20 protein-coding genes are annotated in these 19333 nt (G+C 64.7%); 8 read left to right on the forward strand and 12 right to left on the reverse strand.

Annotation, left to right across the window (positions count from 1 at the left end; all coding sequences use genetic code 11):
• Genes gnpA through PG062_RS12450 form a run of 3 tightly spaced genes read right to left on the reverse strand, consistent with a single transcriptional unit; the run spans position 1 to position 4867 of the window.
• On the reverse strand, positions 1-2160 hold the full coding sequence (gene gnpA, locus PG062_RS12440) for a 1,3-beta-galactosyl-N-acetylhexosamine phosphorylase (RefSeq protein WP_113998966.1): 2160 nt from the start codon (positions 2158-2160) through the stop codon (positions 1-3).
• Positions 2161-2181: 21 nt separating this feature from the next.
• The gene (locus tag PG062_RS12445; protein WP_113998965.1) at positions 2182-3816 is read right to left on the reverse strand and encodes a GDSL-type esterase/lipase family protein; all 1635 of its coding nucleotides are present in this window, start codon (positions 3814-3816) and stop codon (positions 2182-2184) included.
• A 1-nt stretch (position 3817) separates the two neighbouring features.
• The gene (locus PG062_RS12450; protein WP_113998964.1) at positions 3818-4867 is read right to left on the reverse strand and encodes a glycoside hydrolase family 88 protein; all 1050 of its coding nucleotides are present in this window, start codon (positions 4865-4867) and stop codon (positions 3818-3820) included.
• Positions 4868-5192: 325 nt separating this feature from the next.
• Here PG062_RS12450 and PG062_RS12455 point away from each other — a divergent pair, with 325 nt between their 5' ends.
• From PG062_RS12455 to PG062_RS12465, 3 genes are read left to right on the forward strand one after another with little or no spacing between them, the layout of a single operon-like run.
• Positions 5193-6122 (forward strand): AraC family transcriptional regulator, encoded by a 930-nt coding sequence (locus PG062_RS12455; RefSeq protein ID WP_158538791.1) that lies wholly within the window; start codon positions 5193-5195, stop codon positions 6120-6122.
• A gap of 14 nt (positions 6123-6136) precedes the next feature.
• Positions 6137-7477: a glycoside hydrolase family 28 protein gene (locus PG062_RS12460; RefSeq protein WP_113998962.1), complete on the forward strand. Its 1341-nt coding sequence runs from the start codon at positions 6137-6139 to the stop codon at positions 7475-7477.
• Between the two features lie 12 nt (positions 7478-7489).
• Positions 7490-7756, forward strand: coding sequence for a DUF6171 family protein (locus PG062_RS12465; protein WP_113998961.1), 267 nt, complete (start codon positions 7490-7492; stop codon positions 7754-7756).
• A gap of 121 nt (positions 7757-7877) precedes the next feature.
• Here the strand turns inward: PG062_RS12465 and PG062_RS12470 are convergent, their stop codons facing one another.
• Genes PG062_RS12470 through PG062_RS12485 form a run of 4 tightly spaced genes read right to left on the reverse strand, consistent with a single transcriptional unit; the run spans position 7878 to position 11691 of the window.
• Positions 7878-9554, reverse strand: a complete 1677-nt coding sequence (locus PG062_RS12470; protein WP_113998960.1) for an ABC transporter ATP-binding protein — start codon at positions 9552-9554, stop codon at positions 7878-7880.
• Positions 9545-10318, reverse strand: coding sequence for an energy-coupling factor transporter transmembrane component T family protein (locus PG062_RS12475; RefSeq protein ID WP_113998959.1), 774 nt, complete (start codon positions 10316-10318; stop codon positions 9545-9547). Before PG062_RS12475 ends, PG062_RS12470 begins: the two co-directional genes overlap by 10 nt.
• 3 nt (positions 10319-10321) lie before the next feature.
• The gene (locus tag PG062_RS12480) at positions 10322-10921 is read right to left on the reverse strand and encodes an ECF transporter S component (protein WP_113998958.1); all 600 of its coding nucleotides are present in this window, start codon (positions 10919-10921) and stop codon (positions 10322-10324) included.
• 29 nt (positions 10922-10950) lie between these two features.
• Positions 10951-11691 carry a nucleoside phosphorylase gene (locus PG062_RS12485; RefSeq protein WP_270752524.1) on the reverse strand — a complete coding sequence of 247 codons (741 nt, stop codon included), beginning with the start codon at positions 11689-11691 and terminating at the stop codon, positions 10951-10953.
• 186 nt (positions 11692-11877) lie between these two features.
• Between PG062_RS12485 and PG062_RS12490 the strand changes: the two genes are divergently transcribed.
• Positions 11878-12435: a cysteine hydrolase family protein gene (locus tag PG062_RS12490; protein ID WP_113998956.1), complete on the forward strand. Its 558-nt coding sequence runs from the start codon at positions 11878-11880 to the stop codon at positions 12433-12435.
• Between the two features lie 113 nt (positions 12436-12548).
• Here the strand turns inward: PG062_RS12490 and PG062_RS12495 are convergent, their stop codons facing one another.
• From PG062_RS12495 to PG062_RS12505, 3 genes are all read right to left on the reverse strand, one after another.
• The gene (locus tag PG062_RS12495; protein WP_199488070.1) at positions 12549-12905 is read right to left on the reverse strand and encodes an MmcQ/YjbR family DNA-binding protein; all 357 of its coding nucleotides are present in this window, start codon (positions 12903-12905) and stop codon (positions 12549-12551) included.
• Positions 12902-13072 (reverse strand): DUF3873 family protein, encoded by a 171-nt coding sequence (locus PG062_RS12500; RefSeq protein ID WP_113998955.1) that lies wholly within the window; start codon positions 13070-13072, stop codon positions 12902-12904. Before PG062_RS12500 ends, PG062_RS12495 begins: the two co-directional genes overlap by 4 nt.
• Before the next feature lie 102 nt (positions 13073-13174).
• Positions 13175-14230 carry an alcohol dehydrogenase gene (locus PG062_RS12505; RefSeq protein ID WP_113998954.1) on the reverse strand — a complete coding sequence of 352 codons (1056 nt, stop codon included), beginning with the start codon at positions 14228-14230 and terminating at the stop codon, positions 13175-13177.
• Between the two features lie 125 nt (positions 14231-14355).
• On the opposite strand from PG062_RS12505, the gene PG062_RS12510 reads away from it, so the two are divergent.
• The 3 genes from PG062_RS12510 to PG062_RS12520 all read left to right on the forward strand — a co-directional run bounded on the left by PG062_RS12510 (position 14356) and on the right by PG062_RS12520 (position 16607).
• Positions 14356-14709, forward strand: coding sequence for a gamma-glutamylcyclotransferase family protein (locus PG062_RS12510; RefSeq protein ID WP_113998953.1), 354 nt, complete (start codon positions 14356-14358; stop codon positions 14707-14709).
• Between the two features lie 135 nt (positions 14710-14844).
• The gene (locus PG062_RS12515) at positions 14845-15576 is read left to right on the forward strand and encodes a YoaK family protein (RefSeq protein ID WP_242979462.1); all 732 of its coding nucleotides are present in this window, start codon (positions 14845-14847) and stop codon (positions 15574-15576) included.
• Between the two features lie 32 nt (positions 15577-15608).
• Entirely contained in the window at positions 15609-16607 is a 999-nt protein-coding gene (locus PG062_RS12520; protein ID WP_113998951.1) for a Gfo/Idh/MocA family protein, read from the forward strand.
• A gap of 43 nt (positions 16608-16650) precedes the next feature.
• Here the strand turns inward: PG062_RS12520 and hcp are convergent, their stop codons facing one another.
• Together hcp and PG062_RS12530 are read right to left on the reverse strand one after the other, a co-directional pair.
• Positions 16651-18285, reverse strand: coding sequence for a hydroxylamine reductase (gene hcp / locus PG062_RS12525; protein ID WP_113998950.1), 1635 nt, complete (start codon positions 18283-18285; stop codon positions 16651-16653).
• 17 nt (positions 18286-18302) lie between these two features.
• A complete protein-coding gene (locus PG062_RS12530; protein ID WP_113998949.1) occupies positions 18303-18635 on the reverse strand; it encodes a cupin domain-containing protein in 333 nt (110 codons plus the stop codon).
• Positions 18636-18900: 265 nt separating this feature from the next.
• On the opposite strand from PG062_RS12530, the gene PG062_RS12535 reads away from it, so the two are divergent.
• On the forward strand, positions 18901-19215 hold the full coding sequence (locus PG062_RS12535) for a hypothetical protein (RefSeq protein ID WP_113998948.1): 315 nt from the start codon (positions 18901-18903) through the stop codon (positions 19213-19215).
• The last annotated feature ends 118 nt before the right edge of the window (positions 19216-19333 follow it).

Here is a 19333-nt window from a genome sequence, read left to right on the forward strand (position 1 = left end):
TCAGCGTTGGATCATCCGGGTGGCGAACGGGGCCAGTTCAGCCCGCACATCGCCCTCCGGTGTGTGGATGACGGTGGTCTGTGCTTGTTCGGTGTTGTTGATGACCACAAGGCGGCGGGCAGCCGGGAACCAGGCACATTCGCAGGCCGCATTGTCGGTCAGGTACGGGACACGGCTGCTGTCGGTCCCGGTGGCCCAGAGCATCAGGTTGAGCAGCATCCGGGCGTTTTCGGGGCTGTAGGCAAAGCCGGCCAGATATATGCCACGGCCGCGGCCGAAGGTGTGGGTGGCAATGGCCGGGCAGCCGTCCTGTTCGGCCAGGACGCGGGTCTCGCCGTCCGTCAGGTAAAGGTGGTCGCGGGTGCAGAGGGTGGCGCCCTCGGGGATCAGGCCCTCCACGAGGTCGGCCTGCACGGGCCAGCGGCCGTGACAGACACGGGCGCCGGTGTCCTCGTCCACGCCGAGGGCGCGGGCCATCCGGAAATAGTCTCCCCAGCCCGGCACGGCGGTGGGCTCATTGACGCCGATCAGCACGCCGCCCTGGGCCACCCAGGCGCTGAGCGCCGTGACCAGCGCGGCATCCTGCCAGGCATCGCCGCCGCTCCAGGCCGTGCCGGCGCGGCCGGCGTTGATGACCACATCGACGCCTTCCAGCTTGCCGGCCTTGACATCCTCAAAGCTCAGGAAGCGGGTCTCGACCGGCAGGCCGGAGAGCGCCTCGTTGATGTGGATGAGGTCGTGCATGTAGGTTTCATGGAAATGGCCGGAGAGCGTCCAGGGGCGCAGTCCGCCCCAGCTGTGCAGCACCGCCACGGTCAGCGGCATCGTGTAGACCTCGCCGGCGGCGTGCAGATCCCGCACCTCGCGGAACTCATCGGCCAGATCGGCGATATACTGGACAAAATCCGGGAAATCCTTCACCAGGTGCAGGTAGCCGCCCAGCCCGATGCGGTCAATCGGGGCACGCAGCAGGGCGCGGCGGACATGGTTCCAGTACGCGCGGGCATCGCGGGTGGGATCGCCGCCCTCGGTGAAGGTCGGCGCACCGCCCAGCCCCACCGGGAAGAGGTAGGGGTGCAGGCGCAGTTCATGGACCTGGGCGGGCACACCGGAGCACATCCGCACTTCATAGCCCGAGAACACGCATTTGATGATGCCGTCAAACCCGATGGACGGGAAATAGGGGCCGTAAGGCTCGACACCGATCCAGCTGTCGTCGTAAAAGACATAGGCCTTTTTGCCGTACTGATGGACCAGGTCCACCAGCGTGCGGCCGTAGGAGGCCACAAACCGCTGGGTGAACGCCATGTAATCCCGCTTGTGGGCCGTGGGCGGCTGGTGGGTGACCTGGAAGTTGCCCTTGTTGATGAAGTCCTCCGCCGTGAGCTCGTAGCCGTACTCGGCCGCGAAATCCGCCAGCGCCTGCTCCGACACCGTGAAGTCATAGCTGCCCCAGTCGGTGAAGAGGCTGCGGTTGCGCTCGTCGGAGCCCCAGATCCAGACAAAGTTGTAGAACAGGCTCGTGAACCGGACCACCGTCGTGTGGGGGTGGGTTTCGCACCAGTTGCGCAGCCAGTCGGTCAGGAAGGCGCGGGCTTCGGGGCGGCGGGGATCAATGGGCATCAGGTGTTCCTTGTCCCAGTGGTTGGTCAGATGGTTGTACATCGAGATCTCTTCCCAGATCCGATAGGCCAGGAAGCTGACCGTATAGCTGTGGTAGGGCGTGGGATGGTCCACGACGACGCAGCCGGTGCCGGGCTGCCAGTGCCAGGCGCCGGCGTCCAGCAGCGTGCCCTCGGTGCGGTCCCAGACCTGCCAGTACCGGCGGGCGGTCTCGCCGTCATTGACGCGGAACTGCTCGTCAAAGAAATCCGCGAGCAGCGCGACCGACAGCGGCCCCTCCCCTGCCAGGCAGGGCCGGGTGGTCAGGAAGGTCTGCTGCAGGCAGTCGGGATGTTCGCGGGCCCACTCGTTGTGGTCCCGGATCAGGCAGATCGTCGAGTAGATCGAATAGCCGGCATCGAGAATCTCGTCGGACAGTTCGGTGCCGTCGCTGTCGCGGATGACATCGGCGCCCCAGCGGTCGGCCAGTTCCAGGGTCAGCGCCTCGCATCCGGCTTCGCCGGGCAGCGTGAACCCGCCTTTCTTGGTTTGTTTCATCGCAATTCCAACCTTTCTCCTTCAAATCTGCACACGGCGGCAGATGGCCGCCCCCTGCGCCCGGGTCAGGACCCCGTTCAGGTCCGCGCCGGCGTCAATCCAGCCGGCCTGTACGGCCTGGTCGGCGACGGCCCCGGCGGGCAGCGGCCGCCGGGCCGCATAGCCGGGGCGCAGCACCTCCAGGAACTCCGCGAGCGTCACGGACTGCCCGGGATGCAGGCAGCCGTCGGCGGTCCAGTGTTCGGGGATCAGCCCGCTCTGCACCGCGCTCTGGACCGCTCCGGCAAAGGGAGCCTGGCCCACCACATCGGCAAAGGGGCTTTTATAGCCGTTGACCGGGAACAGTTTGAGCGTGGCCGTGATCTGGCACAGCGCGTCCGCCCGGGTCAGCGGGGCATCGGGCTGCTGCGTCTCATACACGGCAAAGGGTGTTTCCCCGGTGGGCGCGGCGTCAGCGGGCGGCGTCAGCGGGAGCATCGGGCCGGACGGTTCGCGGACCGGAACGGCCGGAGCCGGACGCCCCGCCAGCGCGCAGAGCCGCCCGGCCACAAAGGCTGCAAAGCGGCAGGCGCCGAAATCGTTGGTGTGGGTGTAGTCGCCGGGATAGAACCACCGCTTGGAGCGCTCCCGGCCCTCGGCACAGATGCCTTCCATCGCATAGCCGTGCAGGTCGATCACCGGGACCTGTTCCTGCCGGCCCAGATCAAAGACCGCGGCCGCATATTCGGCCAGCAGGTCGTTGTACCGGCCGTCGGCGGTCCAGGTGTTGCGCGCCAGCGGCGTGACCAGGACGGGCTGTGCGCCCCTGGTCCGGATGGCCCGCAGATAGCCGCGCAGCCGTTCGGTGTAGCCGCCCCGGGCAGCGAGATGCGGGAGCTTCTGGTCATTGTGGCCGAACTGCAGCAGGCAGAAGTCCCCCGCCCGCAGCCGCGGTTCGACAATGGCCCAGTGGCCGCCCTCGGTAAAACTCTCGGTCGTCAGGCCGGAGTGGGCATGGTTGGAAACGCACCAGTCCCCCGGCAGGAACCGGCCGAGCATCTGGCCCCAGCCCGCATAGCTGGAGCCGGGGGCATAGGGCAGGCCCGCGCACTGGTCGGTGACGGTGGAGTCCCCCATCAGGAACACCCGCGGCATCGCAGCGGGCTGCAGGCACACCGCCTGCAGGTCTGCCCCCGTCACGGCCAGATCGGCCGCCGCATTGAGGGCGGGCTGTGTCTCGCCGTCCGGCACAAGCGGCGTCACATCGAGCGGGAAGCGCAGTTCCCGCACCTGGCCTTCTGTCAGGGTGCCCTGCCACATCAGGCGGCGGCGTCCCGCAAAGACCCGGACCGGTCCGCCCCGGCCGCACAGCCGCAGCGAAACCTGATAGGTCCCCTCGCCCGGCAGGTCGGCCCGGAACCAGACCGGCAGTTCCCGTCCCGCCAGGTCGGCGGCGGGCAGGCAGGGGGCGGGGCTGGCCGCAACACCCCGGGGCCCGGCCGCAAAGCCCGCGCACCAGCCGCCGTACCACCACATCGGCTGCCAGTTGGCGGCCATCTGGGGGGTGTGCAGCCGCGGGGCATCCTGCAAGGCGGCGGCGTCCACAAATCCGGCTCCGGTGCTGCGGCGGTAGGACACCGCCGAACCGGGCACGGTGAAATCAAAGACCGTCTGCATCTTACAGGGCCCCGTCACTGCGCATCTTGTCGTAGTTCAGCACGCCGGACAGGAAGGCCAGCGCCAGGCCCTGGCCCCAGCCCTGAATCCAGTCACGGCTGATGCCGCGGTAGCCCTCGCGGTCCTTCATGACGGCCGTGCCGCCCGAGACATGGAGCACCCGGCCATCCTCGCTGATGTTCTGCAGGATGCCGCCGATGGACTTATTGATATACTTGATGTGCAGCGGGTTGCCCTTGGCGATCATGGCCGCCGCAATGCCCGCCGAGGCGCTGATCTCCTCGTAGGATTCGGGGTCGTCCACGATGGTGCGCCACAGGCCGTTTTCGGTCTGGAGCAGCTTGAGGGCGGCCAGCTGGTCGTTGAGGCTGCCCACCACGTCGAGGAATTTGGGATAGAGGTAGCACTCCGGCAGGCGCAGCCCCACCTGGGACATCGTGTAGGCGGCCCAGGCGTTGGCGCGGCCCCAGAAGATGCCCGACATATGATCGCCGGTCAGGTTGTTGTAGCCGTGATAGTACAGCCCCGTGGCCGGGTCCTGCAGGTATTTGATATGCCAGTAATACTGGTTCAGCGCGTCGTCGATGAGGGCGGCGTCCTTGAGCAGCACGCCCATCCGCAGCAGGAAGAAGGCAGCCATGAACAGCGTGTCGGCCCAGGCCTGCTCGGGGAAATCGTTGTTGACCGAGACGGTGTGCTGCAATACCCGGTCACCGAACCGCAGGGCCTTGTTTTCCAGATAGTCCACCTTGCTCTTGGCGATGTTCAGGTACCGCTCGTCGCCGGTGTGCTCATACAGCGTGATGAGGCAATGTCCCATCGAGCAGGTGTTGACGGTCCACTCGGGCAGGCCCAGCTCGATGTATTCGTCCACACGGTCCTGCACGAGTTTGAGGTACTCCTGCTTGCCGGTGACCTCGTAGGCCTCGCAGATGCCGTAATAGGCCACACCGCAGGGCCAGTCCCAGGTCATGTCCATCCGCATCGTGCGCGCCACCACGGCGTCGATGGTCTGTTCGATCTGTGCTTTGTCAAAAATCAATCCTGCCATCTGATCATCTCTCCTTTTGCAATCCGGCCCCGCGGGCTCCTTCGACAGTTGCTTTTATTATGCACGCCGTCCCGGGCATCGTCTTGGCCTTTTCAGACGATTTCTGTGCAATTTCGATCATTTATAAATTGGGGCGTGGGGCGTTTTCTCCATGATTCAGGACGATTCTTCCATGTATTCCGGGCAGACTTGTCCGTTTCGCACAAATTATGCACTTTTGGTTTGTATGAACTGCACATAAATCGCCGTTTTTGGCAAAGAAGGGTGGTTTTTTCGGCGGACAGGGCGTATAATGGGGCCATTCTATCCGGAAGGAGAATCCGCCATGTCCCGGCCGCCGCGCACCGTCATTGAGTACCGCAACTATGAACTGCCCGCCGATTTTCCGATCCAGATGCTCAGCGGTGAGAACTGGCGCATCTCGGACGTGCCGTCCGGCGTGCTGCATTTCCACAACTGCCTGGAGATCGGCCTGTGTGAGAGTGACGGCGGATTCCTGGGGTTCCGCGGGGAGCAGCGGGCCTTCCGGGCGGGGGATGTGACGATCATTTCCGGCGATGTACCGCACACGACCTGGTCGGACCCCGGCACCGCGAGCAAGTGGAGTTATCTGCATCTGGACCCGTTCGAGCTGGTGCGGCCGCTCTTTCCGGCCGAGGCGCTGCCCAACGGCGAGCTGCTGCAGCAGGCCGTGCAGGGGCATTATTACATCCTTTCGCCGCAGGAATATCCGGCGGTGCAGTCGCTGGTCCGGTCCATGCTGGCCGAGATGCAGCAGCGCCAGATGGACTATGCGATCAGCGTGCGGGGGCTGTTCGTGGCGCTGGGCGTTGAGCTGATGCGGATCACCGCCCGGCGCGAGAGTGCCCGGCTGGCCGCGACGATCCCGGTGGCCCCGGCGCTGGAATACATCAACCGGCACTATATGGAGGATTTCCCCATCGAGACACTGGCCCGGCTGTGCGGCATGAGCCAGTCGCATTTCCGGCGGGTGTTCCGGGAACTGCTGTCGGTGGGGCCGCTGGAACACCTCAACCGCACCCGCATCCTCAAGGCCTGTTCGCTGATGCGGATGAGTGAGGATTCCATCCTGTCCATCTCGGGGCAGGTGGGGTTCCAGTCGCTGTCCAGCTTCAACCGGCATTTCCTGGCCGAGATGGGCACCACGCCCAGCCAGTGGCGCAGTGCGGCCGGCAACAATCCCAAGACTTCCATTCTCAAATACCGCGGCTGGATGACGCCGCCCAAGGACTGAGTCCGGGAGGGACCATGATGCAGGAGTATTGGATCACCGAATACGGCGCCGTCGCGGACGGCGTGACCAACTGTGCCGCCGCCATCCAGGCCGCGGTGGATGCCGCCGCACAGGCGGGCGGAGGCCGGGTCATGGTGCCGGCGGGGCGGTTTCTCAGCGGCAGCGTGATGCTGCGCTCCCATGTGGAGCTGCATCTGTGCAGCGGCGCGGTGCTGCAGTCCAGCCTGCGGCCCGAGGACATCCGCCCGTTCCGCCATGCCGACGCCGACGACGCGATGGACGGCTGGAACGGCGGCTTTTTTCTGGGGGCCTGCGGCGGGCAGGACATCACGATCTCGGGCAGCGGCGTCATTGACGGGCAGGGGCGCCGGGTATTTTTTGACCGCAACGAGGACAACGGGTTCGGGGAATGTCCCAAGGCCGCGGCGGCGTTCCGCCCGCGGATGATCCTGCTGGAGGACATCACCGACCTGACGATCCGGGACGTGACGCTGCGGGATGCGGCTTTCTGGACGCTGCACATGGCGGGATGCCGCCGCGTGCGCATCCGGGACATCCGCATTCTCAACGACGACCGGGGCGCCAACAACGACGGCATTGACCCGGACTGCTGCCAGGATGTGATCATCAGCGGCTGTCTGATCCACACCGGCGACGATGCGATCGTCGTCAAGGCGACCGGGCCGATGACCCGCCGGTACGGGCCCTGCTGCAACGTGACCATCACGAACTGCGTGCTGCACTCCCGGGATTCCGCGCTGAAGATCGGCACCGAGACCTGCGGCGACATCCGCAACATCACCTTCGGGGACTGTCTGGTGAAGGACTGTTCCCGGGCCGTCGGCATCTGGGTGCGGGACGGCGGCACCGTCGAGAACATCCAGGTCCACCATCTGGTCGGGGCCGTGCGGCGGTATGCCGACCGCTATTCGGTGCCGGGGGCCCCGGGCTGGTGGGGCAAGGGCGAAGCGCTCTTTGTCAACGCGACCCGGCGGGCCGGGCAGGACAACTTTCCCGGTGTGATCCGCAATGTCAGCTTTGACCACATCACGATGAAGGCGGAGAGCTGCCTGTTCTTTGCGGGGGAATCCTACGCCCCGCTGTACAACATCCGGGCCGAGGCGGTGGACCTGACGCTCTGCCGCCAGGGCACCCAGCCCGGCGGGCTGTTTGACGAACAGCCGTCGGCGCGGCATCTGTACCCCCATGAGATTCCGGCACTGTATGCGCGCTGTGTGCAAGGGCTGCGGGTGCGGGACTGCCGGGTGCGGTCGGGCGGACCGGGCGACTGGAGCGGCCGTCCGGCGCTGCTGGAGGACTGTCCCGGCGCCGTCGTCGAACTGGATGCCGAGTGAAAGGAGTCTGCCATGGAGGAAGCCACCCAGCCCAAGGTCTGCCGCTGTCTGCTGCGGGACATGACCGGGGAGAATGACTATCTGCGGAGTGTGGAGCGGTACCGCGCCACGATGCCGCGCCGTCTGCGCACCCCCGACGCGCTGTACGAGACGCGGCTTGCCTGCTGCCGGGACTGCGAGGCGCTGCAAAACGGCACCTGCATGCAGTGCGGCTGCTATGTGGAGATGCGCGCCGCCCGCAGCGACATGCACTGTCCGCTGACGGAGCCGCGCTGGTAAACAAAACGGCACGCCGGAAAAGCCTTCTGCGCTTTCCGGCGTGCCGTATTTTTGATGGAAGGGCGCACCTTCCCAGACCCTCGCCGGTCATGCCGAACAGCGGGGGTCCGGGGCAGGCGGATCAGTCCCTGCCGCAGGCGTGCAGGAACTCTTCGACGGTCAGGAAGACGCCCTCGTACCCCAGACGGGTACAGAGCTGCGTGACGTGGGGCGGGTCCAGACGGGCGGCCTGCAATGCCTCAGCGTCCGAAAAGACGCGGCGCGGCGTGCCTTCGGCCACCACGCGGCCCTGGGCCATGACGATGACCCGCTCAAAACATTCGGCCACAAAATCCATATCGTGCAAAATGGCCAGCACCAGCTTGCCGCGCTGCGACAGGGTGCGGACAATCTCGGCGATGCGGCGGCGGCCGCGCACATCCTGGGCGATGGTCGGCTCATCCAGGATCAGCACATCGGGGTCCATGGCCAGCACCGAGGCGATGGCCACCATCTTGCGCTCATAGAGTTCGAGGTCGTAGGGGTTGCGGTCCTCCAGGCCGGCCAGGCCGGTCATGGCGAGTGCTTCGCGGGACTTTTCCCGGGCGGTCTTTTCGTCCATGCCGATGTTCAGCGGGCCGAACATGACCTCGTCGAGGACGTTGTAGCGGAAGATCTGGTCGTCGGGGTTCTGGAACACATAACCGACCTGGGCGGCCAGCGATGCGACGGTGCGCCCGGCGATGTCCTCGCCGCGGAACCGAATGACGCCGCCTTCGGGCCGGAGCAGGCCCTTGAGCAGCTTGACAAGCGTCGTTTTGCCGGCGCCGTTCTGGCCGATGATGGCGGTGGGACGGGCGTCCAGCGTCAGGCTGATTTCATGGAGCACCGGCGTGCCGGGCCGGTAGGAGAAGCGCAGCTTTTCGATCTCAAAGAGAACGGGGCGGGTCTCCACGGGGACGGCGGGCGGCGGCTGGATGGACTCGACGCGGTGCAGGCGGCCGGCGGCCTCCTCGGCCGTGACGGGATAGCTTCCGTCCGGCAGGGCGGCGCCCAGCGCACGGCAGATCCGCGTGAATGCCGGGGGCTGCACCCCCAGCTCCTCGAGGTCGGTGCGGGAGAAGATCTTCTGCGGGGTATCAAAGGCGATCTGCCGGCCCTTGTGCAGCAGCAGGATGCGGTCGCAGTAGGCGGCAATCTTCTCGATCTTCTGCTCAATCATCAGGATGGTGATGCCGCTGCGGGCCAGCTTGTCCACGGTGCGGAACACTTCCTCGCTGCCCTGCGGGTCCAGCTGGGAGGTGGGTTCGTCCAGCACCAGGATGTCGGGGTTCATGACCAGCACGCTGGCGATGGCCACGCGCTGCATCTGGCCGCCCGAAAGGTCAAAGGGGTTGCGGTCGCGGTACTGCCAGATGTCCAGCAGTTTGAGGGCTTCCTCGGCGCGGCGGTGCATCTCCTCCCGGGGGACGCCCAGGTTCTGCATTCCGAAGGCAACTTCCTCATAGACGTTGTCCTTGGCGCCGGAAAGCTGGTTGAAGGGGTTCTGAAAGACAAGGCCCACCTTGCAGCACAGTTCCGAGATGGGGGTGGTCTCGGCGGGCAGGTCCTCGATCAGGACACGGCCGCCATAGGCGCCCTTGTAGAACTGGGGCACCAGACCGATCAGGGCCTGGCTCAGGGTGCTTTTGCCCGCGCCGTTCTCACCGACAATGCCGATGAACTCGCCCTTCTCGACCGTGAAGCTCAGCCCGTCCAGGGCCAGCGACTCGGTGTTGGGGTAGCGGTATTTGAGGTTTTCCACAGCAATCACAGGCATTGGACAATCCTCCACAGCAGTGCGGCCGCAATCATGGCAAGCAGCACGACAGTGATGGGGGTATCCCCGCGGTGCGGCGTGCGGTCGGCAAGGTAAGTTTTTTTCTGTTTGGCGGCAAATCCGCGCACTTCCAGCGCCACCGCGCGTTCCCGGGTGTTGATGAGCGAGCTCATGACCACCGGCGAGATCAGCGGCAGGAAGGCCTTGGCGCGGGTCAGCAGACTGCCCTCGGTTTCCAGGCCGCGGCTGCGCTGGGCATCGGTGATGGTGTTCATCGTGCCGGTCATCTGGGGCACGATCTGGAACACCGAGGTGATGATGTAGCCCATCCGGCGGGAGAAACCGCGCTTTTCCAGTTCCTCGACCAGCTCGGAGGGCTTGGCCGAGAGCACCAGAATCGCAAAGGAGAGCAGCATGTTCAAAACGTTGCAGCCGATGTGCAGCGCATACAGCAGACCCTCGCGGTAAAAGTGCAGCGGTCCGATGCTGAACAGGATGTTGCGGTTGCTCTGGTTGAACAGGCCATGGATCAGAAAGATGGTGATCAGGATCGTGAAGGAGAAGGCTATCAGCGGAACCACCCGCTTGAGCAGCCTGCCGCTGGCCAGCACCGCCAGACTGAGGGCGATGAAGATGGCAAAAAAGGACAGCTTGCCCACCAGCAGCGGCACACTGATGGCCGTGGCAATGTACGCCAGCTTGGTAAAGGGATGAACCTTGCACAGCCAGCTGCCGTTATCCACATAAAGACTGATACTTTTCATAGCTTACTCGAGGTGTTCGATCTTGGCGTTGGCGTCGTAGAGGGCCGTCAGTTTGCGGGGCAGGCCCTTGAGGACAAAGTAGACAACGATGAGGGTGATGATCTTGTCGGGAACATCGACGACGATCTCATCCAGGAAGGAGCCCAGCAGGGTGGAAAGGCCGGCGGCCTGGGTGGCGGCGAACACCATATCGCCCCAGACATTGCCGGTGGTGCCGCCCCAGAAGATGACGTTGAGCGGGGTGGAGATCAGCACGGCCACAAAGCCGGCCACGCAGGCGGTGATGAGCGCCTTGGGGAAGGACTTCATGAAGCCCAGGCGCGCCATGATGCCGGCGGCCAGGCCGATGCCCAGGCTGGTCAGCGCATAGATCAGCGTGATGTTGTCGCCGGCGGTCAACCCGTAAATCAGGTTGTTGGCCGCGCCGCAGATGCCGCCGATGATGGGGCCGCCCAGGCAGCCGCCGATGCAGGTGCCGATGGAATCCAGCCAGAGGGGCAGTTTGAGCAGGCTGGCGAACATCTTGCCCAGATAGTTGATGCCGATGCAGGCCGGGATCAGAACGATCGTTGCCGCATCAAATTTGGTCTTGAACAGATTCACGGGATATTCCTCCTTTATATTCTTCCGGTTCAGGCCCGGGAAGATCCTTGATGAAACACATCCAGCGCATCGAGCGCCGTGCAGATTTCCAGATGCTCACCGGCGGCAGCCGCCTGCTCGCCGTTCTGGTAGCGGCCCACGCTCTCGGCGACGTTCTTGTGGAAGCCCGCCACCACGTTGAGGATGGACGCACAGCGCACGCCCCGCAGCCGGCCCACGACCAGCATGGTCGCGGTCTCCATGTCGGAGGCGATGACGCCGCGGCGGGACCAGGTCTCGTACAGGGCGGGGTTGTCGTCGCGGTACATGCAGTCATGGCTGCGCGCAATGCCGATCTGATAAGGTGCCTGCTGCCGCCGGGCCGCCGTGCGGCAGGCGTTGAGCAGGTCCAGGTCGGGCACGGCGGGGTATTCGGCGGGCAGATACCCCGCCGAGGTGCCGTCGTCCCGCACCGCGCCGCAGACCAGCACCAGATCGCCCAGATCCAGCGTCGGGGTCAGGGCGCCGCAGCTGCCGATGCGGATCATCTGCCGCACACCGGTGCGGGCCAGCTCCTCGACGGCAATCGCCGTGGACGGACCGCCCATGCCGGTGGAGATGATGAGCACCGGGCGTCCCTTCCAGAGTCCGCGGACGCTCTTGTACTCCCGGTTGAACATCAGTTCCTCGGGCTGCTCCAGCAGCGCCGCCACCCGGTCCACCCGGGCCGGATCGCCGGGCAGGATCGCGTCCTCAATGCCGAGATCCTCCGGCAGCTGAATATGTGCCATACGAACGGCCATGACAATCGCTTCCTTTTTGAATATTTTGTGGTGTTTTGTTTAGTTTCTCCGGTATTGTTATTAAAGTAACACCTCCGCCGTCAAAAGTCAAACCTTGTCAATTCCCGGCGCGGTGCGGTATACTGAATCTGAAAATGCCGTCTGGTGCGGCGCGAAACAAAGGAGGAGTCCGCCATGTCCAACCATGATCTGCTGCTGGTGATTGATCTGCAGAACGTCTACACCGAGGGCCAGCCCTGGGCCTGCTGCCATATCCGGCAGGCCGCCCGCAACATCCGCAGGCTGCTGGATGCCGGCGTCTGCGGCGAGGTCCTGTTCACCCGCTTTGTGCCGCCCGCGCAGCCGGAAGGGATGTGGCGGGAGTACAACCGCGTGAATGCGGCCGTCAACGCCGACGCCTTTGCCAACGCGATGCTGCCCGAGATGGCCCCTTATCTGGAGCGGTATCCGCTGCTCGACAAGTCGGTCTATTCGTCCTTTTCGATTCCGAAGGTGCGGGAGGCCGCGGCCCGGGCCGACCGGGTGGTGGTGACCGGCGTGGTGGCGGAATGCTGTGTGCTGTCCACCGTGCTGGCGGGCATTGATCTGGGACACCGGATGGTCTATCTGACCGACGCGGTGGCCGGCGTGACGCCGGAATCCGAGGCGCAGGCCGAAGCCATTGTCTCCTACCTGACGGTGCCCCACACCGAGGTGCTGACCACCGGGGCGTATCTGGAGCAGAGCCGGTAATTTTTTCCCTCCCCTATATCATAGCGTACCGCAGGCATTGGCACAAGCGTTCCGGCAACTTTTTCCACAAAAAAATACAGGCTTCCCGGGAAAGTTCCGGGAAGTCTGCCAGTTCAGCGGGATTTGGCGGCGCGCGGCGCGGTCAGCCGATAGCTCTCGGCGATCAGGTCAAAGATCTGGTCGGCGGTCATGCTGCCGTCCAGCACAATGCCGATCCAGTGGCGCTTGTTCATATGGTAGGCGGGCACGACGGCCGGGTAGGTCTGTTTCCAGAAATCGCCCCAGGCCGGTTCCGCCTTGACGTTGACCCACAGCCGGCCCTGCCGCTCAAAGATCAGCGCGTAGGACCGCCGGTTGGTGCGGTGCCGCATCACCGTCCAGTTGGGGTCGTCGAAGGGATAGTCCTCGTAACTGTCGGGCAGCCGGCCGCACAGGGCAATGAGGTCGGCGCGGTTGAGCGGCGGGTTCAATAGCGTTCGCGGCGCATCATCCAGTCCTCACAGACTGCCTGCGCGGCCTCCGCGGTCCTGGCAACGCAGGAAAAATACTCCCCGCGCTCCGAACAGTAATCATAACGGACACCGCCGCTGACCGGAACCCAGCGTTCCTGCCCCGGCAGAAGAAAAGCAATCTCCACGTCACAGCACTCCCCATCGGATTTTGCGGGCCTGCGGCCCGCTTTGTATCATACCACGGCCGGGACGTTTTGCCCATGGAGAAAACGCCCCGGCCCTGCCTGTCACTTTGTTGCATCGGCGATCCCGCACTCGATGGCGACCTTGAGCACGCCGTCGCGGTGATGTTCAAACAGATCATACGCGCGGTCGATCTCCCGCAGCGGGAAGGTGTGGGTGATCAGCGGCGTGGTGTCCAGCCGGCCCGCCGCGATCAGGTCCAGGATCTCGCCGCAGTGGCAGCCGTCCACGCCGCCCGTCTTGAAGGTCAGGTTCTTGCCGTACATCCGGGGCAGCGGCAGCGTCTGCGGTTCGTCATAGAGGGCCACCACCGTCACCACGGCGTTGGGCCGGGCACATTCCCAGGCCAGGCGGAAGGTGTCGGGGCTGCCCGCCACCTCCAGCACCGCATCGGCGCCGCCGTGGCGGCTGTTGGCACGGACAACCTCCGGCAGGCCCTCGGGCGGGACGGCCAGCACCTGCGGCGCATGGGCGCGCACAAACGCCAGCCGCCCGGGGTCCCGGTCGCAGACAATGATGCGCCCCGGCTGCAGCAGCTGCACACACTGCAGCGTGCACAGGCCGGTGGGACCGGCACCCAGGATCAGCACGGTGTCGCCGGGACGGATTTCGGCAATGCGGGCCGCCCAGTACCCGGTGGCCAGCACGTCCCCGACAAACAGCGCCTGCCGGTCGGTGACGCCGTCGGGGATGCGGTTGAGCCCCTGGTCGGCGTAGGGCACCCGGACATACTCGGCCTGGCCGCCGTCAATCCGGCAGCCCAGCGCCCAGCCGCCCTCGGGGTCGGTGCAGTTGTTGACCCAGCCGTTGCGGCAGAAAAAACAGTCCCCGCAGAAGGTCTCGACATTGACGGTCACCCGGTCCCCGGGGCGGACTGCGGTCACTGCCTCGCCCACCTCGTCCACGATGCCGACCATCTCGTGTCCCACCGTGATGCCCGGCACCGCCCGGGGCACCGAACCGTGCTTGATGTGCAGGTCGCTGGTACAGATGCTGGCCAGCGTCACCCGGACGATGGCATCCCGCGCATCCCGCAGGACCGGCCGGGGTTTGTCCCGCAGCTCAAATTTTCCGTGTTCGACATAGGTATAGGCCAACATACTGCCACGCTCCTTCGGACCAGGCGGTCCCGTTTTCTTTGAGTGTACCATGCGGCGCGCCGATCTGCAACTGTCGGTGGACCCGGGGCCTGCTTTGTGCTATACTGTCGGCGGGGGTGACGAGGATGAACAATCGTCCGGTTTTTGTTTACGGCACACTGATGACCGGTCAGTGCGCCGACAACCGTCTGGAGGGCGCCGTGTTCGCGGGACCTGCCCGTCTTGACGGCTACGCGCTGTACGATCTGGGGCGGTACCCCGGCATTGTCGCGCAGCCCGGCGGCACCGTATGGGGCGAACTGTGGTACACCGACGACCAGACGGTGGAGCAGATGGACCTCTACGAGGAGGAGGGCTCGCTGTACCGGCGCAGCCCGGTCCGGGTCCTGTGCGGCGGCACGCTCCGCGAGGCGGAGGCCTATGTGTACCTGCACGAAGTCCAGGGTGAGCCCTGGACCGAGCGGTGGCATGCCCGCTGACACGCACCGCAAAACGGCGCTCTCCGGTTACCGGAGGGCGCCGTTTTTTGCTGCCGGGGCGGCCATTTTTGGCTTGCGCCTTTCGTATGGCCGTGTATAATAAAAGGGAACTGAACTGTAGAAAGGGCGCATATCGTGAAAGAACAACATCCTGCCGAACCGCATTACCTGACCTGTGAGAGGAACTGGGTCTACTTCACACTGATCGCCGTCGCGGGGTTCTGGGGTGCCTACACCTATCTGCTGCGCGGCAACGTATTCTGCAACGCCCAGACCGGCAACGTCGTGCTGATGGGCCTGGCGCTGGGGTCCGCCGAATGGGCAAAGGCGGGGTATTATCTGGTCCCGATCTCGGCCTACATTCTCGGCGCGTTCGTGTCGGAGCTGCTGCCCAACCCGATCAAGCACCGGTTCAACGTCCGGTGGGACACCGTGCTGATGCTGATTGAGATGATCGCGGTGCTGGGGCTGGGGTTTCTGCCCGAGACCGCGCCGGTGCAGATCTGCCAGGTGGTCATCAACTTTGTGGCCTCGATGCAGTACAATACCTTCCGGCAGGCCGAGGGCGTCCCGGTGGCCACCACCTTTGCCACCAACCACATCCGGCAGATCGGCGTCGGGCTGGCCAAGGAGCTGCGGCACCGCCACAGCGCCGACAAATCCCACCGCCGCAAGCTGGCCCGCCACTGCGGGATGCTGTTTTTCTTCATCCTGGGCGCCGTGACGGGCACGGTCTTCTGCCATCTGCTGGTGGGCCGGGCCATCTGGCTCACCATGATCCCGCTGGGGATCATCTTCCTCACGCTGCTCCACGCCGACCGCACCACCGAGAAGGAACTGGTGGAACAGAAACCCGCCGGCCACTGACCCGGGCCGCGCCGAACAGAAAGGAACCGTCTATGAAATTTGGAATTCTGGGTGCCGGATTCATCGCCGCCGTCATGGCGGACACGCTGTGCCGGATGGCGCAGCAGGGCGAAACCGGGGCCGAACTGTATGCCGTTGCGGCGCGGGACATCGGCCGCGCCCGCGCCTTTGCCGCCGAGCACAACGTGCCGAAAGCCTACGGCAGCTATGAGGAGATGCTGCGGGACCCTGCGGTGGAGGTTGTCTACATTGCCACGCCCCACTCGCTGCATTACCGCCACATCAAGCTCTGCGCCGACCACGGCAAGCACATCCTGTGCGAGAAGCCCTTCACGGTCAGCGCCCGCCAGGCCGAGGACGCCCTGCGCTACGCCCAGGCCCGGGGCGTGCTGGTCACCGAGGCCATCTGGACCCGGTACCAGCCGATGCGGCGCATCATCCGGGAGGCGGTGGAATCCGGAAAGATCGGCGAGCCCCGGCTGCTGACCGCCAATCTGGGCTATGAGATGACCGGCAAACAGCGCATCATCCTGCCCGAGCTGGCCGGCGGCGCGCTGCTGGATGTGGGGTTGTACCCGCTGCATTTTGCCGAGATGGTGTTCGGCCGCCCCGATGAGGTCCGGGGTCTGTGCACCAAGAACACGCACGGCGTGGATATGACGGACTGCATCACGCTGACCTGGAAGGACGGCCGGGTGGCCAACCTGACGGCCGCGGCGAACGCGGTGTCCGACCGGTACGGCGTGATCTACGGCACAAAGGGGTATCTGATGGTGGACAACATCAACAACCCCCAGGGGCTGCGGATGGTGGATGACACCGGCCGTCTGATCGAGGAGATTGCCTGTCCGCCCCAGCTGACCGGCTACGAGTACGAGGTCCGCGAGACGGTGGACTGCATCCGCCGGGGGCTGCCGGAATGTCCTTCGATGCCCCACCGCGAGACGGTCCACATGATGGAGCAGATGGATCATCTGCGGGCCCAGATGGGCATCCGTTACCCGTGTGAGGAGACCGACGATCCCGCATGATTCCAAAACCCCCGGCACCTTGCGGTGCCGGGGGCATTCTTGTTTATTCGCCGATCAGAAGGCGCAGATCCTCCTCGACACTGCCGATCCCGGCAATGCCGAACTGTTCGACCAGCACCTTGGTCACGTTGGGGCTGAGGAAGGCCGGCAGCGTGGGGCCGAGGTGGATGTTGTGGATTCCCAGAGAGAGCAGGGCCAGCAGCACGATGACGGCTTTCTGCTCATACCAGGCGATGTTGTAGACGATGGGCAGGTCGTTGATGTCGTCCAGCCCGAACACTTCCTGGAGCTTGAGGGCAATCAGGGCCAGCGAGTAGGAGTCATTGCACTGGCCGGCGTCCAGCACCCGGGGAATGCCGCCGATGTCGCCCAGCGCCAGCTTGTTGTACTTGTACTTGGCGCAGCCGGCCGTCAGGATGACGGTATCGCGGGGCAGGGCCCGGGCGAACTCGGTGTAATACTCGCGGCTTCTGGCACGGCCGTCACAGCCGCCCATGACGACGAACTTTCGGATGGCGCCGCTCTTCACGGCCTCCACGATGCGGTCCGCCAGCGCAAAGACCTGGGCATGGGCAAAGCCGCCGACGATCTCGCCGGTTTCCAGCTCGGCGGGCGGCGGGCAGGTCTTGGCCTGCTCGATGATGCGGGAGAAGTCCTTGGTCTCGCCGATGCCGCCCGGAATGTGGGGGCAGCCCGGATACCCCGCCGCCCCGGTCGTGTACAGCCGGTCCTTGTAGCTGTCCTTGGGCGGGACGATGCAGTTGGTCGTCATGAGGATCGGGCCGTGGAAGGCCTCGAACTCCTCCTTCTGTTTCCACCAGGCGTTGCCGTAGTTGCCCACAAAGTTCGGGTATTTCTTGAAGGCCGGATAATAGTGGGCGGGCAGCATCTCGGAATGGGTGTAGACATCCACGCCGGTGCCCTGGGTCTGTTCGAGCAGCATCTCGAGGTCGCGCAGGTCATGCCCCGACACAAGGATGCCCGGATTGCCGCGCACGCCCAGCGACACACGGGTGATCTCGGGGTTGCCGTAGGCCTCGGTGTTGGCCTTGTCCAGCAGCGCCATGCCCGCCACGCCGTACTTGCCGGTTTCCAGCGTCAGGTTCACCAGGTCCTGCACGGTCAGGCTGTCGTCCAGCGTCGCAGCCAGCGCCCGCTGCAGGAAGGCGTCCACCTCGGGGTCGTCCTGAAGCAGCACGTTGGCGTGCTTGGAGTAGGCCGACAGGCCCTTGAGTCCGTAGGTGATGAGCTCCCGCAGCGAGCGGATGTCCTCGTCCCGGGTGGAGAGGACACCCACCGTCCGGGCCTTCTCCTCCCAGTCGCCGCTGCCGTCCCACAGAGCCGCCTCAGGCAGGCCGTCCCGGCGGTTCAGCCGGGCCAGCTGCTCCTGCCGCGCCTCCAGCGTGGCACGGATGCGCGCCTCGATGCTCTCGCGGTCAAAGTTCGCATTCGTGATGGTGGTGAACAGGTTCAGCGTGATCAGGTGATTGATCCCGGCGGGGATGGTCTGCCCTTCCCGGCGCAGCGCCGTCGTCACGGCGGACAGCCCCTTGCTCACATACACCAGCAGGTCCTGCATGGCCGCCACATCGGGCTGCTTGCCGCAGACGCCCACCATCGTGCAGCCTTTGCAGCCGGCGGTCTCCTGGCACTGGTAACAAAACATCTTCTCGTTCATGGGTGTTCTCCTTTGGTTCAGAATACAACCACCAGCAGCATCTTGAACATCTCGGCGCCGCTGACGGCATGGGGATGGCCGGCAGGCATCACGATGGACTCGCCCTCGTGCAGAAGGTACTCGGTGCCGTCCAGCACAATCCTGCCCACACCGTCCAGGCAGGTCACAAAGGCGTCGCCGCCCGCGGCATGGGTGCTGATCTCCTCGCCCTTGTCAAAGGAAAACAGCGTGATGCTCACCGCATCATTCTGGGCCAGCGTCTTGCTGACCACCTGGCCTTTCTGGTACGAGATTTCATCCTTCAGCGTCAGCACTTCGGACTGCGCAATATTCTTCATCTTGACGTTCATTCGATAACCTCCCGGTGTATTCAGTGTTTGTCTTCCGGCCCGGTTTTACTCATTCGCTGCAACCGTTTTCCGCCGGATAACGCCCTTATCATATCTGTCCCGCGCCGGAAAGTATGTTGTCAGAACCACAAAGTCAAAACTTTCCTGGCGCCGATGCAAAAACATAGTGTTGTTTTTTATGAAAAGAATACAAAATGTATTGTGCGGGACCGCTTGCAGACAGGCGCCGCCGGGCTTATACTGAAACCGACAGGAGGGGTTATCCATGAAAGTATACGGAACACACATCTGCATTGACTGCCGCAATTACCAGGCCATCCAGGCCAGCCGCGGGTTTGAGGCGGAGTTCATCGACATCACGGCCGACACGGCCAACCTGAAGGAATTTCTGGCGCTGCGCGACCACGACCCGGTGTTTGCCCCGGTGCGGGAGCACGGCGGCATCGGCATCCCGCTGTTTGTGCGGGAGGACGGCCGCAAGACCTTTGACATCGACGAGGCACTGTCCTGGATCGGTCAGCCGCCGGTGCGCGAGGAAGAGATCGTCGAGCACCGCCCTTGCTGCGACAGCTGCCAGTGAACGGCAAAGCCCCCCGGCCATCCGGCCGGGGGGCTTTTGCTGTGCCGACAACGATTTGCGAACAAAAATCCAGCAATCCGAACATCTGTCACTATACGGGCAGGGGGCGGCGGGGGTA

The sequence above is a fragment of the Gemmiger qucibialis genome (genome assembly GCF_027689445.1).
In the GTDB taxonomy this organism is placed as follows: domain Bacteria; phylum Bacillota; class Clostridia; order Oscillospirales; family Ruminococcaceae; genus Gemmiger; species Gemmiger qucibialis.